We start from the raw sequence: 14,491 nt of genomic DNA on the forward strand, positions 1-14,491 counted from the left end.
AAGAGGAATAATTATGCCACAGAACCTGAAACAAACACTGCTTCTCATTATCGCCCTGGCGACCCTGGCGGCCTCGTCGATGGCCGAAGACCTGAGAGCCTACTACGAAAAGCAAAAGGCGGAGTTTGCCCCGTTGTTCAATGCGCCGGCGCTGGGTACGGAGGTATCCTTCAAAATGCTGTCGGGCCAGGAGCGCAAGGGCATCCTGATGAAGTTGGCCGAGGATGAACTTTCGGTGATGAATGAGACCGGAACGACGGTTTCCATTAAACGAACGGCCCTCCACGAATCGGCCCGGGCGGTTTTTTTCGCGGAAGACTTCGCCCATGTCATGGCGCTGGAGAAAACGCAGGAATACAAGCAGCAACTCCACATCGAAGGCGTGGCCGAGGAGCAGGCGAACACGCATGATGGCCGTATTTCCGTGATCGTTAAAAGCGACAAGAGTGTCGATAAGGACACCGAGGAAGACGAAAATGAAAACGAAAAGACCGGCGCCACAACCACAACAACCACGACCACCCGTAGCCAGACCGAGGTCGTGAACCTGCGCGTAACCGTGGCCAACAACACAACCCATTCCGACACCTACACCCTCGAATGGTATTTCTTCGGAGAATCCGTCGTGAAGATGAATAGCCGGAACGGTGAAAAAACGGATGAGGAAAAGGCGGCGGGCAAAGTCACGATCTTCGATGGTGGCACCCGCAAGGTGACCGTTGGCGCGCGCGCCCGCAACCAGGAGACCATTGCCTCCAAGGCCTTTGTGGTTGAAAAGGTCACGGTTGAGACCGAACGTTCGAACTCCGACCACTCAGGCGATCCGCGTGTCACCGAAAGCGGAACGGAAAGCGCGGGCTGGCTGGTGCTGCTGAAATATGGCGGAACGATCATGGATAAAAAGGCGAGCTCCCGGAAGTTCATGGAAGACGAATGGATGGGCCAGTTGCGCCTGCCGTAGAAAACGCTCGACGCGACGCCCAGACTCTGGACAATACGCCCCGACTTCCACGAATGGGAATTCGGGGTTTTTGTTTTATCTGGAGAACTTGGAACATGGAACACATCCGCAGTAAAAAAGCGTTCATTTGCGATATGGACGGCGTGATCTACCACGGCAACAAACTGCTGCCCGGCGTGCCGGAATTCGTCGACTGGCTCAAGCGCGAGGAAAAACGCTTCCTCTTCCTGACCAACAGCAGCGAACGCGCGCCGCGCGAACTGCAGGAAAAGCTCAAGCGCCTGGGGCTGGAGGTCGATAAGGAGCATTTCTACACCAGTGCGCTTGCCACCGCCGCATTCGTTGCCCGGCAGGCTCCCGGCTGCAGCGCCTACGTCATTGGCGAAACCGGCCTGAGCAACGCCCTCTACGATGCCGGAATCAGCATGAACGATGTCAACCCCGACTATGTCATCGTCGGCGAATCGCGGAACTACACCTACGAGAACATTCTTCGCGCCGTTAAGTTTATCCAGCACGGCGCCAAGCTCATCGGAACCAACCCCGACCAGACCGGTCCCACCGAGCAGGGCATTGTGCCCTCCACCGGCGCGCTGATCTCCCCCATCGAAAAAGCCACCGGAAAGAAGGCCTATTTTGTCGGCAAGCCCAACCCGCTCATGATGCGTACCGCGCTCCAGAAGCTCAGTTGCCAGCGGGAGGACACCGTAATCGTGGGCGACCGAATGGACACCGACATCATCGCCGGAGTCGAATCCGAAATCTCCACCGTGCTCGTGCTCAGCGGCTGCACCTCCCGCGAGGAGGTTAACGACTTCGCCTACCGCCCCGACCTCATCCTCACCGGCGTAGGGGATATTCCGGGGTGAAAAAGGTTAAGCAGGCCATCGCCGACGAACTCCTTCCCTGGTTTTCGCAGAACAAACGCAGCATGCCGTGGCGCAGCAACCGCACGCCCTACCGGGTCTGGATCTCCGAGCTCATGCTGCAACAGACGCGGGTCGACCAGGCCACGCCGTACTTCCAGCGCTTCATGAAACGGTTCCCTTCGCTCAAGTCGCTGGCCGCGGCTTCGCAGGAGGAGGTGCTCAAGCAATGGGAAGGCCTCGGCTACTATTCCCGCGCCCGCAACCTCCACAAGGCGGCGCAGATCGTTGCCGCCGAGCACAAGGGTCGCTTTCCGGACACGGCCGAGGGGCTCATCCAGCTGCCGGGCATCGGAAACTACACCGCCGCGGCCATTGGATCGCTCGCGTTCAACCTCGATCTTGCCGTGCTCGACGGAAACGTTATCCGCGTCCTGGCAAGGCTCTTCGCCTACACCCGGGATTCCCGCTCGTCCACCGCAAAAGCCGAGCTGCAGCGCTATGCCGACGACCTGCTGGTGAAGGGCGACGCCGGCAACTTTAATGAAGCGATGATGGAGCTGGGCGCAACCGTCTGCCTGCCCAGGAATCCGCAATGCGCCCAATGCCCCCTCTCCCGCGTTTGCCTGGGTCACGAGTCCGGCCGCCCGACCGACTATCCGGTCAAGGCGCCGAAGAAAAAGGTGCCGCACATCGTCGTGGGAGCCGCGGTCGTCACCAACGCGAAGGGACAGGTGCTGGTTGCGCAACGTCGCGCGGAGGATATGCTCGGTGGTCTATGGGAATTCCCCGGCGGCAAGCAGGAACCCGGCGAAACCATTCAACAGTGCATCGAACGCGAGCTCAAGGAAGAACTGGGGATCCATGCGAAGACCGGCTCCTTCCTGGTGACGGTCAAGCATGCCTACAGCCATTTCACGATGGACATGCACACCTACTTTGCAACGATTGAATCCGGGCGTCCCCGGCCATTGCATTGCCAGGATTTCAGATGGATGGCGATTCCCGAGTTGCGCATGCTGCCGTATTCGAAAGCCGACCTTAAAATCATCGAAGAACTGGAAACCCGATGCGAATCATAACACAGTCCCTTCTCCTTCTAATGGCGTCCATTGCGGGGGCAACGGATTTTTCTATTGAACTGACCCGGCAGGATCCCTCCATGGACTGGTGGTATGCCGTCCCCCAACCGTTCGAAACCAGGATTGCCAACGTTGACCACGTGGTGCGTGGCGAATATTTCAGCGTCATCCCTTTTTTCAACAGCTTCGCCATTTCGGCCGACGGCACGGCAAACCTTGTGTTCGATGTGGAGGTGGAACGTCCGGACGGAAGCATCCACAAGAGCGTCTCCGGATGCAAGGGAATCACGGGGAAGGCCCCCGCTTCCAAGCCTGTCCCGGCACAGGCCATCATCAACTTGCATTTCGAAGAGGAAGATCCGTATGGCACCTATACGGTCAATGTGAGCGCCAAGGATGCCACCAGCGGGAAGACGACCCGTCGATCGATTACAATTGAACAGGTGCCCTTTTCGATGGATCAACTCACGCAGGACGAATGCGAACGGGTGTTCATCAACTATGTATCGGACCCCGATCCCTCCCGCGCCTTCGCGGCCTTCCTTCAAACGGGGAAACCTTTCCTGGACGAAGGCTACGAGCCGGTCTGGTCGGCGATTTGGTTCTATAAAACCATCGTGGAAAACAACGACTATCTCATCCCCCACCTGCTGGAATTTTTCCCGACGGCCACCTATAAGCAACAGAAAGACATCTACCTCCTACTGTCCCTGCTCCCCGATGCCAAGAAGAAGCTTCGCGTGCCGGACCGGTTGAAAACCTACAAACGGATCATCGATGCCGGGCGCATTCCCCAGCCCTATGGCGAGCTCGCGAACGTGAAACAGCTCGACATGCTCTGGGCGGAGTTTTTTGCCACGGGGCGCATCCGGCCATTGCGGCAACTGACCACGGCGCTGGAGCTGGGCAAATCGCTGGGCACCCTCGAAAAGATCAAGTCCGGCGTGTTGGATCGGGAGGACTCCGGGGTGGCCCGGGCCGCCATGCAGGAAGCCGTTTTCCAGTCGGCGCTGATCTCGCTCCGGGAACACTGTGCAAAGTCCCCGCTGGCGTTCCAATACTGCGTCGGCATCATTGAACGGGACATGCTGTCGGAAGAGGCACAGGAAACCCTGACCCTCCTGCTCGAATCCATCGCCCGCGAGAAAAGAAGTCCAGACAGATAACCCCTTAACCACAGCAATTTCTGCGCGTTGTTCTTTGCGGGATAAACAAGATGCCCATTCTGTTTATCCTGTAATCCCGTCTAAAATTTTGTCAAATACAGCAACTATTCCTGTCGATTGGATTCGTTGTTTTCCTACATTCGTTGCTAACATTCCGCATGTTCCATGATGAGCCAAGCAATTCCCGCTCTACGGGTTCACAACCCGAAGCACGTTGCCGGCGGTCGCCTTGATGCGGTAAAAGCCTTCCTGCTGCGACTCCGGCACCACCTCGACATTGTTGGTTCCGCCGCTTCCGCCGAAACGCTTCAGCACGTTCCATTCGTTGGTCAACGACGGTGTGTATTCAACCCAATAGACGCGGCCGGACGCCGTTCCGACCGACAGCATGCTGTGCAGCATGCCGCCGTCCAGCCAATTGCTGGTTCCCCAGCCAAATCGACTGCCCGCATCGTCCGGGCGGGTGCCGAAAACATATTCCGCATAATCGGAATAGCCGTCGCTGTCGGCGTCCGCAACCGTATTGCTGACCGATGCATTCAACGAATAAAGCTGTTCCCAATCATCCGGTAGGCCGTCGCCATCGGAATCTTTCGAGAATGGAGCGCTGTCAGACATATCGTTCACGCCATCGCCGTCCGCATCGTTCAACGCCGGATCATCCACCACTATCTCCGCCTTGATGCGGTAATATTGGTTTTCGAATGCCGCCGCATCCGGATCGATCAGCAGCATATTGGTGCCCGTTCCAAAAAACCGCACCAACTCCACCCAATTGGATGTTGTCAGATCGTCCGTTCCTTCGATGGCATACCACCGCTTTTCGCACGACCGCACATCCAGCTTCATGCCGCCTTCCAGCATCCGGCACTCCAGCACCCGCCCATCCAAACCATTCGTCGGACTGGTGCCAAAAACATATTCCATAAAATTGCTCTGACCATCACCATCCGGATCCGCATCGCGCCCCATCTGCGTCGCGGAATATCCGCTTCCGGCGAAAGCTATGGACTGCCATGTAACATAGGGATCAAGAGCGGGAATCATCTCACACGGATATCCCTTCCACGTCGGTGTGGTGAATCCTTCCGCGCCTTCATAAAAACAGACCTTGAAACCGGATGCTGCGCCATCAAACACACTCGAACCAAACTCTGTCGGCGCATCCCCAGTAAAGGTCGCGTTCGTCAGGCTGTCACAACTTAAAAATGCACCGTAGCCGACGTTGGTTACACTAGAACCAACGATCACGCTCATTAGGCTGACGCAATCTCTAAACACAAAGCTGCGGAAAGAGGTAACACTGTCGGGAATAATGATGCTCTCAAGACTGGTGCACCTTTGAAACGCATCGGAGCCGATGCAGGCGACACTGTCTGGAATGATGACATTTGTTAGGTTAGTGCAAAACTGAAACGTGCTATCACTAATGGCGGTGAGACTAGCCTCGATCATGACGTTCGCAAGGCTATCGCATCCACTGAACGCATATTCGCCAAGTTTGGTGACACTGGCGGGAATGGTGACACTCGTTAGACCGTCGCATCCACTGAACGCATATTCGCCAAGACTGGTTACGCTGGAGGGAATGGTAACGTCCATCAGATTGTTGCAGCCATAAAACGCACTGCGGCCAATGGTGGATACGCTATCGGCGATGTTAATGGACGAAAGGCTGTCGCAGTTGGAAAACGCTCTCTCTCCGATATGGGTAACGCTGGGGGGAATCATATAGCTCGTGTCGCTGATTCCGGCAGGATAGCCGATGAGCTCATCCCGGTTTTTGCTGAATAAAACGCCGTCCACACTGCAGTAAGCTGGATTGGCCGCATCGACACTAATATGCATAAGGCTGGAGCAAGAGTTAAAGGGGTTATATCCAATGGTCGTGACACTATCGGGAATGGACACGCTTGTCAGACTCCAGCACTCGCCAAACGCTTCATTACCGATGTTCGTGACGCTAGTTCCAATCATGATGTTCGTCAGGCCAACAGAGTAGAAAAACGCCCACTCACCGATAGTCGTGACGCTATCGGGAATGATGACATTCGTCAGATTATCGCAACCGGAAAATGCATCTCTACCAATAGTGATAACGCCGGAGGGGATGGTCACGTCTGTCAGACGATAGCAACAAAAAAACGCACTGTTTCCGATCGCTGTGACCGGATACCCTTCAATGGTGGAAGGAATGGCCAGCGATCCCAAAGTACTCCAATCGCAGTCCATAATGGTGACTTCACCATCGGTTATGCTCCATTCCAGCACGGACAATGCATCCAGAATGGGAACCAGCATTTCGCAGGGATAGCCATTCCACTCCGGTGACGTGAATCCTTCTGCCTCTGCACCATATTGAATAGTAAAACTGGTTGGGGTGCCCGCAAATACATTAGCTCCAAAGGAACTCGGCGCATCACCGGCAAAGGTCGCGTTCGTCAAGCTGGAACAATAACTGAAAGCGGAATCGCCAATGTTGGTGACGCTGGCAGGGATCGTCACACCGGTCAGATCATCACAATGGCGAAACGCCCAGTCGCTAAGGCTTGTAACCGGATAACCTTCAATGGCAGAGGGGATGACGAACGAACCGGACGCACTGGCATCGCAGTCCGTGATGGTTACCTCACCATTGGAAATGCTGTATAGCACCTCGCCAACAGGCTGATTGAAGGCCCAAAGAATTGGATAGTCGCCATTCATTGCCCAGATCTCAACAAAATCCCAGCCAACGAACGTGCCAGGCCATTGCATATCGGCCGTCGACCGAGCATTGCCCCCATCGCTAACATTAAGCCCCGAAAGCTCCGCATCCCAAAAACAGTTAGCAATAGTATCCCCCGATCTTCCGCAAAATCCTCCATTGCCATCGCCACCAGAAGCCGTACCGGTCGAGTAACAGTTTTCTATCCTTGCCTTGCTGTAATAATTTACACCGCAGAAACCTCCAACATAATCATTGTTACCAGCCACTACCCCCTGAGCATCACCAGTAGCGTAGCAGTTTAATATGGTAGAAGCAGACGACGTTGTTGCCTCGTTTTTTCCGCAAAATCCTCCGGCAGCCTGTCCTCCCCGCACAGATCCCGTGGCGAATGAATTCCTGATCATTCCATGGTAGTTATATCCACAAAGACCTCCGGCGGATAGCATCCCCCAATAACCATCATAATAAACCGACCCCGATGCGAAACAGTATTCGATTGTCCCCAAATTCCACCCGCAAAGGCCGCCGACATGTGTCTTATAGCCACCCTTCACCGAACAGGTTGCAGAGCACCCGGCAATCCAACCATAATTCTCGCCACAAATCCCTCCCACATGTCTCGTCGATGTACTGGAAGAAGAGTAGCGAACTTCTCCGTCCCCAACATGACAGTTCACAATCTGACCATAATTAAACGCACATATCCCCCCTCCGTTTGCAGAACTTGTAAAATCGATGGCTTCTACGCCCAGGTTTCTGACGGTTGCGTCATAATAGATAGAGCCGAATATTCCGCCGAGCGTGTCACGAAGGGTAACATTGCGAAGTACATGCCCACCGCCCTCAAAGACACCCTCGAACCGGGAAGCACCTGTGCCAATGGGAGTCCAGTAACGTCCCGAAAGATCGATGTCAGCAGTTAGTCGAGTATAATTACCCTCGCCCCAATAAGCCTCGTTAGAAGCATACGCTAAAAGGTCGTCCCGATCCTCGATCAGGAATGGATTACCTATCGTACCGTAACCGGGTATATTTCCGTTAGCTGCATTCGCCTCCATGTAAGATGATAGCACCACCAAACTGCAAATCATTTTCCAGATATTCATTTCTCTTTCTCCAATTAGTGATACTCCCTCGGGGCAAGCCCCGGGGCATCTTAGCTCAGCTCAAAATCGAGCGGAGCGTTTCCTTGCTCCTAATAGATTTCCATCCTGCACATCCTAGTATCCTGTCTAAAAAACGAGCGCTTTTAATGGATGCATTCTGTAAACGAGTAAAACAAGAGTTAGCCACCAGTCCTCCCGCATCGATAACAGGACTGTTATATCCGTCTTTTTCATGCTTTCACCTTGAAGCATACAACTTCATGCTGTTTGAATTACTATTTTAGATTTATAGAATGTATACATAATTTTCAAAGACGCAATGCACAATTCCATACATGAAACATTGCTAACATTATCGTTTAGGTCGCAATATTGTGCAGTCTACGCAGGAGCACTATAAATTTGTGGGAGTTGTCTTATTACTTACAGGCTTATTAAGTAAAATATCTCAGCCGTTTTTACCACATGTGACATCCCACCGTCGCCAGACGATGGGCTTCGCTGCACATCAAGCTTTGCGCAGGGCTGATTCATATGGAATCGCCAGGCGTTGCAGGGCATTGGTTTGGCCATCCGCCGCCGCCCGTAGAACGGTGCTCCGCGCCGTTTATCCGCTGGAGCAGCACGACGGAGCTTCCCATGCGGAATACACGGCGCGGAGCACCATGCTACCCTTTTCCGCAACCATCTGACCCCAAGCATATTGCCGTTCCACATGAATCAGCCCTGAGCTTTGTGCCCTTTCGCGATTTTACAATCGCGCTATCTAGGGTAGGTTTTGGATTCTACGTAGAATTATATGTGGAGAAAGCGGGGAAATATTTTGACGGGATAACAGGATAAACCGGATCAAATCCTGTAGATCAGCAGGGAAAGGCTTTTTTGGCATGGACTAGCAACGGTTTGTCGATTCCGACGGAGGGGCTGAAGGGAATTAGGAAGATCAACAGGATGGAGCGGCCTTCTAAGCAAAGTTATCCGGATGATCCTGTTATCCGGTCGAAAAAATACTGTTCACCATAAAAAAACACGGAGAACCTAACCATGAAACACATCATCAATACCGAAAACGCCCCCGCTCCAATCGGGCCCTATAGCCAGGCCGTAAAGAGCGGGCACCTGCTCTACACCTCCGGGCAGATTCCGATCGATCCCGCAACGGGCGACATGGTCGAGGGCGGAATCCGCGAGCAAAGCATCCAGGTGCTGGAAAACCTTAAGGCCGTGCTCGAGGCGGCCGGTGCCACACTCGACGATGCCATCAAAACCACGGTCTTCCTGGCCGACATGGGCGACTTCCCCGAGCTCAACACCATCTATGCCGAATACTTTGGCGAGGATAACGCACCGGCGCGCTCAACCATCCAGGTGGCCGCACTTCCAAAAGGGGCGTTGGTGGAAATCGAGCTGGTGGCCAAGGTTTGAAGCTTCCTGCCGCAGGTATATACCTCAGGGAACCTAGTACCGTGTACCACCTAAATTTTTGCATAAGCAGACTTCCAATATTTTGAACCACTAATCTTCACTAATTGACACTAATCAACAGTAGCGGATTCGCAGCCTATAATAATAATTAGTGGTGATTAGTGTGAATTAGTGGTTTGTTGATCCGGATATTTAAGGTTTCCAGTGCACTAGCGCGGAAAAGCCGCAACCAAATTGAAACACAAAGGCACGAAGTGCACAAAGCTTAGTGTTCTTGGTGCCTTGAGCATAGCGGGTGTTTAACACGCACGCAGATAACAAGAAATTCAGTTCATTCAGAAAAAGAAGTTATGCCACGGAAGAAGATCATTCAAATCATACTCGGGTTGGTGCTTGTCCTTGTGCTGGGGATTGGTGGCTACCTGCGTTCGCAGGTGATCGTCAACCCGGCCCATTGGGGCGAGACCATGGGCACGGGCTACAGCATTAAAATCACTGGAAAGGTGAAGCAGTCCAAGCTGCAGGAACTGACCCGGAGCATCGACGACCGCTTGGCCGAGATCAACCGGCAGATGTCGACCTGGGATCCGGAAAGCGAGATTTCGCGTTTCAACCATTCGGACTCGCTGGAACCGTTTGAATGTTCGGATGGGTTTGTTGAGGTGGTGCGTCGCGCGCTGGAGTTATCCGAATCAACCGGCGGAGCGTTCGACCCCACCCTCCAGCCGCTGCTGAACCTGTGGGGCTTCGGCAGCGAGGCGGACGGGCAACGCGTTCCGACCGATGCCGAAATTGCGGCCATCCGGGAAACCATCGGCTGGCGAATGCTGACGGTCGAAGGGCGTGCGTTGCGAAAAGCGGAACCCGGGCTGTCGCTGGCGCTTGGCGCCATCGCCAAGGGCTATGGCGTTGATGCCCTGGCCAAAATCCTCAAAGACGCAGGGTTTGAAAACTGGTTTGTCGAGATTGGCGGCGAGGTCTTGGTCCGGGGCCTGAACCCCGATGGCGTCCCCTGGAAAATCGGCATCCAGTTCCCGACCACGAATCCCATGGACCAAAGCCTGCAGGGCATTGTTCACTTGACCGAAGGCGCAATTGCAACCTCGGGCGACTACCGCAACTATGTCAGGGAAAACGACGAAATCTATTCCCACATTCTCGACCCGCGCTCGGGCCGCGCGGTTCGTTCGGACACCGCAAGCGTCAGCGTTATGGCGGCCAATTGCATGGATGCCGATGGAATTGCAACGGCGCTTTTCGTACTGGGAGCCGACGAGGGGATCGCCTGGGTGGAGGGGGAAACCGGAGTCGAGGCCATGTTTCTGCTGCGCGACGACGACGGCCAAATAATCGAAAGATTTAGTTCGGGATTCCAGAAGGCCACTCGCTATAATCCCGCGCTTTAAATGACGAACCATTTCAGGAGTAATGATGCAAAAGAGTTTTCTGCCGTTGTTGGCCGCCGTCGTGGTGTTGGCCGGATGTGAAAAAGACAACCAGTCGATCGAGGCCCGCGAAGAGCGCGACCCGAGCGTCAGCGCCGGCCAAACCTATATGGATGAGGGCGACTACGAAAAGGCGATTACCGAGTTCAAGAAAGCCCTGGACAACGAACCTCGCATGGCGCGCCCGCACCTCGAACTGGCGACCATCTATCAGAACTACCAACTCAACCCCATTCACGCCATCTACCATTACGACCGCTATCTCGAGCTCCGGCCGGATTCCGAAAAGACCGCGTTCATTAACGAGCAGAAGCAGAAGGTCTTCAACAAGTTCGCGGAATCCCTGATCAACAGCGTGCCACAGGTTAAGCAGGTGATGCAGGAACGCAATCAGCTGATCCAGCAAAACACCGAACTCAAGCGGCAACTGGCCACGGCCTTGAATACCCAGAAAGCAACGTCCGCCCCGGCTCCGGGAACCAAGCAGACCGCCACGCAGACCATTCCGAAAACCGCAAAGCCGGTTGCACAAGCCACTGCCCCTTCCCCGGCGACCTCCGCCTCGGGCAAGCACCAGATCTATCATGTGGTCGCCGGCGACACCCTGTCGAAGATCGCCAACAAGTTCTACCAGGACTCCGGCAAGTGGGACGTCATCTTCGAAGCCAATCGCGACACCATGCGTACGGCCGGCGATCTCAAGGTGGGCCAAACCATCGTCATTCCCGCCATCGGGAACTAACGCCTGGCCTCCCGATCTTTCTGGGGCGGGCTTCGCTCCGCCTCCTCCAACCATCCTTCCTTCGCACAGGGCCGTGTTTTGCATTTGCGAACAACGGGGCTTGCATCGCATGGGGGGCTGGGCTACTTAAGGTGCCATTGATTCACTTGATTAACAAAGGGTTTAAAAAAAAATGGCACATTTTAAAGATAACATCACCGCTGACTCCCTGGCCGAACGCGCCTTGTTCCATCTCAAATATAGCCGAGGCAAGGATCTTCGCTCCGCCACCACATTCGATAAAATGATGTGTTTCTCCCATGTCGTGCGCGACATGGCCGTGGATGGCTTCATTGCCACCCAGCGCCAATACCTCGATACCGACGTGCGCCGCGTCAACTATCTCTCCATGGAATACCTGATTGGCAAAATGCTGGCCAACAACGTCGTGGCCCTTGGCATTGTCAACGAATCCCGGGAAGCGCTCAAGCAGCTGGACATCACCGTCGAGGAAATCCTTGAACTCGACGTGGAGGCCGGATTGGGCAACGGCGGCCTTGGCCGTCTCGCCGCCTGCTACCTCGACTCCCTGGCCACCATGGAATTGCCGGCCTATGGCTACGGCATCCGCTATGAGCACGGCATCTTCCGCCAGGAGTTCGAAAACGGCTGGCAGAAGGAACGTCCCGACGAATGGCTCGCACTGGGATATCCCTGGGAACTCGTTCGCCCGGAATACACCTTGCCGGTCTGCGTCTATGGCCGCGTGAAGAAAAACTTCCAGCCCGGCAAAGGGGCTTCCGATGTCTGGGAAGACTTCCAGGTGTTCGAAGCCGTTCCGTTCGATGTTCCGATCATTGGCTATGGCGTGAATACCGTCAACATGTTGCGCCTCTGGAAATCGCAGCCCGCCGAAGGGTTCCGGCTGGACGTCTTCAACCAGGGCGACTATGTCCGCGCCGTTGAGGAAAAGAACTGGGCCGAAAACGTTTCCAAGGTGCTGTACCCGTCCGACTACACCTATGCCGGCAAGGAGCTCCGCCTGATCCAGGAATATTTCCTGGCCTCCTGCTCGGTGCGCGACATCATCCGCCGCTACCGCAAGACCCACAGCGATTTCACCAAATTTGCGGAAAAGAACGTAGTCCAGTTGAACGACACCCACCCCACCCTCGCGATCGTCGAACTCATGCGCGTGCTGCACGACGAAGAGCGCATCCCGTGGGACAAGGCCTGGGAAATCACCACCAGCACCTTCTGCTACACCAACCACACCCTGCTGGCCGAGGCCCTTGAAAAATGGACGGTCGATTTGCTCCAGCGCGTTCTACCGCGCCACATGCAGATCATCTTCGAGATCAACCACCGCTTCCTGCAAAAGGTCGAGATCAACCATCCGGGCGAAGGCGAGCTGATGCGCAAGGTATCGCTCATCGAGGAAGGCGCGCACAAGCAGGTGCGCATGGCCAACCTCTGCGTCATTGGCAGCAGCAAGGTCAACGGGGTTTCCGCGCTCCACTCCGAACTGCTGAAAACCGAAACCATGCCGGAATTCGACAAGGTCTACCCCGGCAAATTCACCAATGTGACCAACGGCATCACCCATCGCCGCTGGCTGATCAAGGCCAACCCCGAACTCTCCGAACTCATCTCCGACCAGATCGGCGAGGAGTGGATGAAGGATCTCTCCAAGCTCGAAGGTTTCCAGGATGCCGCCTCCAAGCGCACGGTCCAGAAACGCTTCATGGAAATCAAGCGGGCGAAAAAGGTTGAGCTATGCGAGACCATCAAGGAACTCACCGGCTACCTCGTTAGCCCGGATTCGGTGTTCGATGTCCAGATCAAGCGTTTGCACATGTACAAGCGACAGTTGCTGAAGGCGATGCATATCATCCACCTCTACAACACCATCAAGAAGAACCCGAAGGCCACGGTCCAGTCGAAGACCTTCATCTTCGCGGCCAAGGCGGCTCCGGCCTATTTGATTGCCAAGTCGGTCATCAAGCTGATCAACACCATGGCCGAAGTCATCAACAACGATGTCGATGTGGCCGGACGCCTGAAAGTGGTCTTCCTGCCCGACTACAATGTGTCCCTGGCGGAAAAGATCATTCCCGCGGCCGACATCTCCGAGCAGATTTCCACGGCGGGCCTCGAAGCCTCCGGCACCGGCAACATGAAACTCTCGCTGAACGGAGCGCTAACGGTTGGCACCTGGGATGGCGCCAACATCGAGATTGCCCAGCATGTGGGTGAAGACAACATCTTCATCTTCGGCAACCGCACCGAGGATCTCGCCGTGCTGCGCCGCAAGGGATACAACCCTTGGTCGTACGTCGATAAATCCGAAGACCTGCAGGCGGTGCTTGAAGCCATTCGCGACAACATCTTCGATCGCACCCAGCCCGACCTGTTCAAGGATCTCTACAACGAGGTCACCGAGCATGGCGATTTTTACTTCTACCTCGCCGACTACGAGGAATACATCAAGTGCAACGAAGAGGTGGACAAGCTATACGCCAAACCGTCCAAATGGGCCGAAAAAGCCATCCTCAACGTAGCTCGCATGGGCTGGTTCTCTTCCGACCGGTCCATCCAGGACTACTGCAACGACATTTGGTATCTCGAGCGCACCCCGGTCGACATGACGGCGGATATCCTTTAGCCGGGAATCCAGATGGTTTGATGCGCGCCGGTTGCCTCTGTTGCGACCGGCGCGTTTTTATGGTTCTTCACGGAAATGCTTTTCCCCCGGGAACCGTGCGCAGAATCTCTTCAGGTATCATTCTCGGCAAAGCGCAACTTTCAACCACGGAACGCACGTCGCTGGGCACGCAGCATACGCGTCTATCGGCGTCGACCGTGGAACGGTGCTCCGCGCCGTTTTGTTTCACCGAAGCGGGAAAAGAACCCACAGATGTTGCAGTTATGCTGACGGCCGTCAGTTTAACTGCAACATCATGTGGTGGGTTTCGATCTGTTCCCGAGTCGAATTCAGAGGGGTTCGGA

General features: G+C 55.0%; 9 protein-coding genes. 8 read left to right on the forward strand and 1 reads right to left on the reverse strand.

Features of this window, described 5'->3' with window-relative positions; genetic code table 11:
- The first annotated feature begins 13 nt into the window (after positions 1-13).
- The 4 genes from E9954_RS06950 to E9954_RS06965 all read left to right on the forward strand — a co-directional run bounded on the left by E9954_RS06950 (position 14) and on the right by E9954_RS06965 (position 4,075).
- Positions 14-961 carry a hypothetical protein gene (locus tag E9954_RS06950; protein ID WP_136078483.1) on the forward strand — a complete coding sequence of 316 codons (948 nt, stop codon included), beginning with the start codon at positions 14-16 and terminating at the stop codon, positions 959-961.
- A gap of 95 nt (positions 962-1,056) precedes the next feature.
- The gene (locus E9954_RS06955) at positions 1,057-1,830 is read left to right on the forward strand and encodes an HAD-IIA family hydrolase (RefSeq protein WP_136078484.1); all 774 of its coding nucleotides are present in this window, start codon (positions 1,057-1,059) and stop codon (positions 1,828-1,830) included.
- Positions 1,827-2,909, forward strand: coding sequence for an A/G-specific adenine glycosylase (gene mutY / locus E9954_RS06960; RefSeq protein WP_136078485.1), 1,083 nt, complete (start codon positions 1,827-1,829; stop codon positions 2,907-2,909). The genes E9954_RS06955 and mutY overlap by 4 nt, the downstream gene beginning before the upstream one ends.
- On the forward strand, positions 2,897-4,075 hold the full coding sequence (locus E9954_RS06965) for a hypothetical protein (protein WP_136078486.1): 1,179 nt from the start codon (positions 2,897-2,899) through the stop codon (positions 4,073-4,075). Before mutY ends, E9954_RS06965 begins: the two co-directional genes overlap by 13 nt.
- 189 nt (positions 4,076-4,264) lie before the next feature.
- Here E9954_RS06965 and E9954_RS06970 read toward each other — a convergent pair whose 3' ends face one another.
- Complete coding sequence (locus tag E9954_RS06970; protein WP_136078487.1) at positions 4,265-7,891, reverse strand: leucine-rich repeat domain-containing protein; 3,627 nt, start codon at positions 7,889-7,891, stop codon at positions 4,265-4,267.
- A 1,044-nt stretch (positions 7,892-8,935) separates the two neighbouring features.
- On the opposite strand from E9954_RS06970, the gene E9954_RS06975 reads away from it, so the two are divergent.
- The 4 genes from E9954_RS06975 to E9954_RS06990 all read left to right on the forward strand — a co-directional run bounded on the left by E9954_RS06975 (position 8,936) and on the right by E9954_RS06990 (position 14,147).
- Positions 8,936-9,316, forward strand: coding sequence for a RidA family protein (locus tag E9954_RS06975; protein ID WP_136078488.1), 381 nt, complete (start codon positions 8,936-8,938; stop codon positions 9,314-9,316).
- Positions 9,317-9,666: 350 nt separating this feature from the next.
- Complete coding sequence (locus tag E9954_RS06980; RefSeq protein ID WP_136078489.1) at positions 9,667-10,722, forward strand: FAD:protein FMN transferase; 1,056 nt, start codon at positions 9,667-9,669, stop codon at positions 10,720-10,722.
- Between the two features lie 22 nt (positions 10,723-10,744).
- Complete coding sequence (locus tag E9954_RS06985; protein WP_136078490.1) at positions 10,745-11,503, forward strand: LysM peptidoglycan-binding domain-containing protein; 759 nt, start codon at positions 10,745-10,747, stop codon at positions 11,501-11,503.
- Between the two features lie 172 nt (positions 11,504-11,675).
- On the forward strand, positions 11,676-14,147 hold the full coding sequence (locus tag E9954_RS06990; protein WP_136078491.1) for a glycogen/starch/alpha-glucan phosphorylase: 2,472 nt from the start codon (positions 11,676-11,678) through the stop codon (positions 14,145-14,147).
- The last annotated feature ends 344 nt before the right edge of the window (positions 14,148-14,491 follow it).

The organism is Pontiella desulfatans, from assembly GCF_900890425.1.
Classification (GTDB): domain Bacteria; phylum Verrucomicrobiota; class Kiritimatiellia; order Kiritimatiellales; family Pontiellaceae; genus Pontiella; species Pontiella desulfatans.

Excerpts from the sequence above, each read along its gene's own strand:
- E9954_RS06950 (WP_136078483.1), top strand. The coding sequence starts at position 14 with ATGCCACAGAACCTGAAACAAACACTGCTTCTCATTATCGCCCTGGCG.
- E9954_RS06955 (WP_136078484.1), top strand. The coding sequence starts at position 1,057 with ATGGAACACATCCGCAGTAAAAAAGCGTTCATTTGCGATATGGACGGC.
- E9954_RS06965 (WP_136078486.1), top strand. The coding sequence starts at position 2,897 with ATGCGAATCATAACACAGTCCCTTCTCCTTCTAATGGCGTCCATTGCG.
- E9954_RS06970 (WP_136078487.1), bottom strand. The coding sequence starts at position 7,891 with ATGAATATCTGGAAAATGATTTGCAGTTTGGTGGTGCTATCATCTTAC.
- E9954_RS06975 (WP_136078488.1), top strand. The coding sequence starts at position 8,936 with ATGAAACACATCATCAATACCGAAAACGCCCCCGCTCCAATCGGGCCC.
- E9954_RS06980 (WP_136078489.1), top strand. The coding sequence starts at position 9,667 with ATGCCACGGAAGAAGATCATTCAAATCATACTCGGGTTGGTGCTTGTC.
- E9954_RS06985 (WP_136078490.1), top strand. The coding sequence starts at position 10,745 with ATGATGCAAAAGAGTTTTCTGCCGTTGTTGGCCGCCGTCGTGGTGTTG.
- E9954_RS06990 (WP_136078491.1), top strand. The coding sequence starts at position 11,676 with ATGGCACATTTTAAAGATAACATCACCGCTGACTCCCTGGCCGAACGC.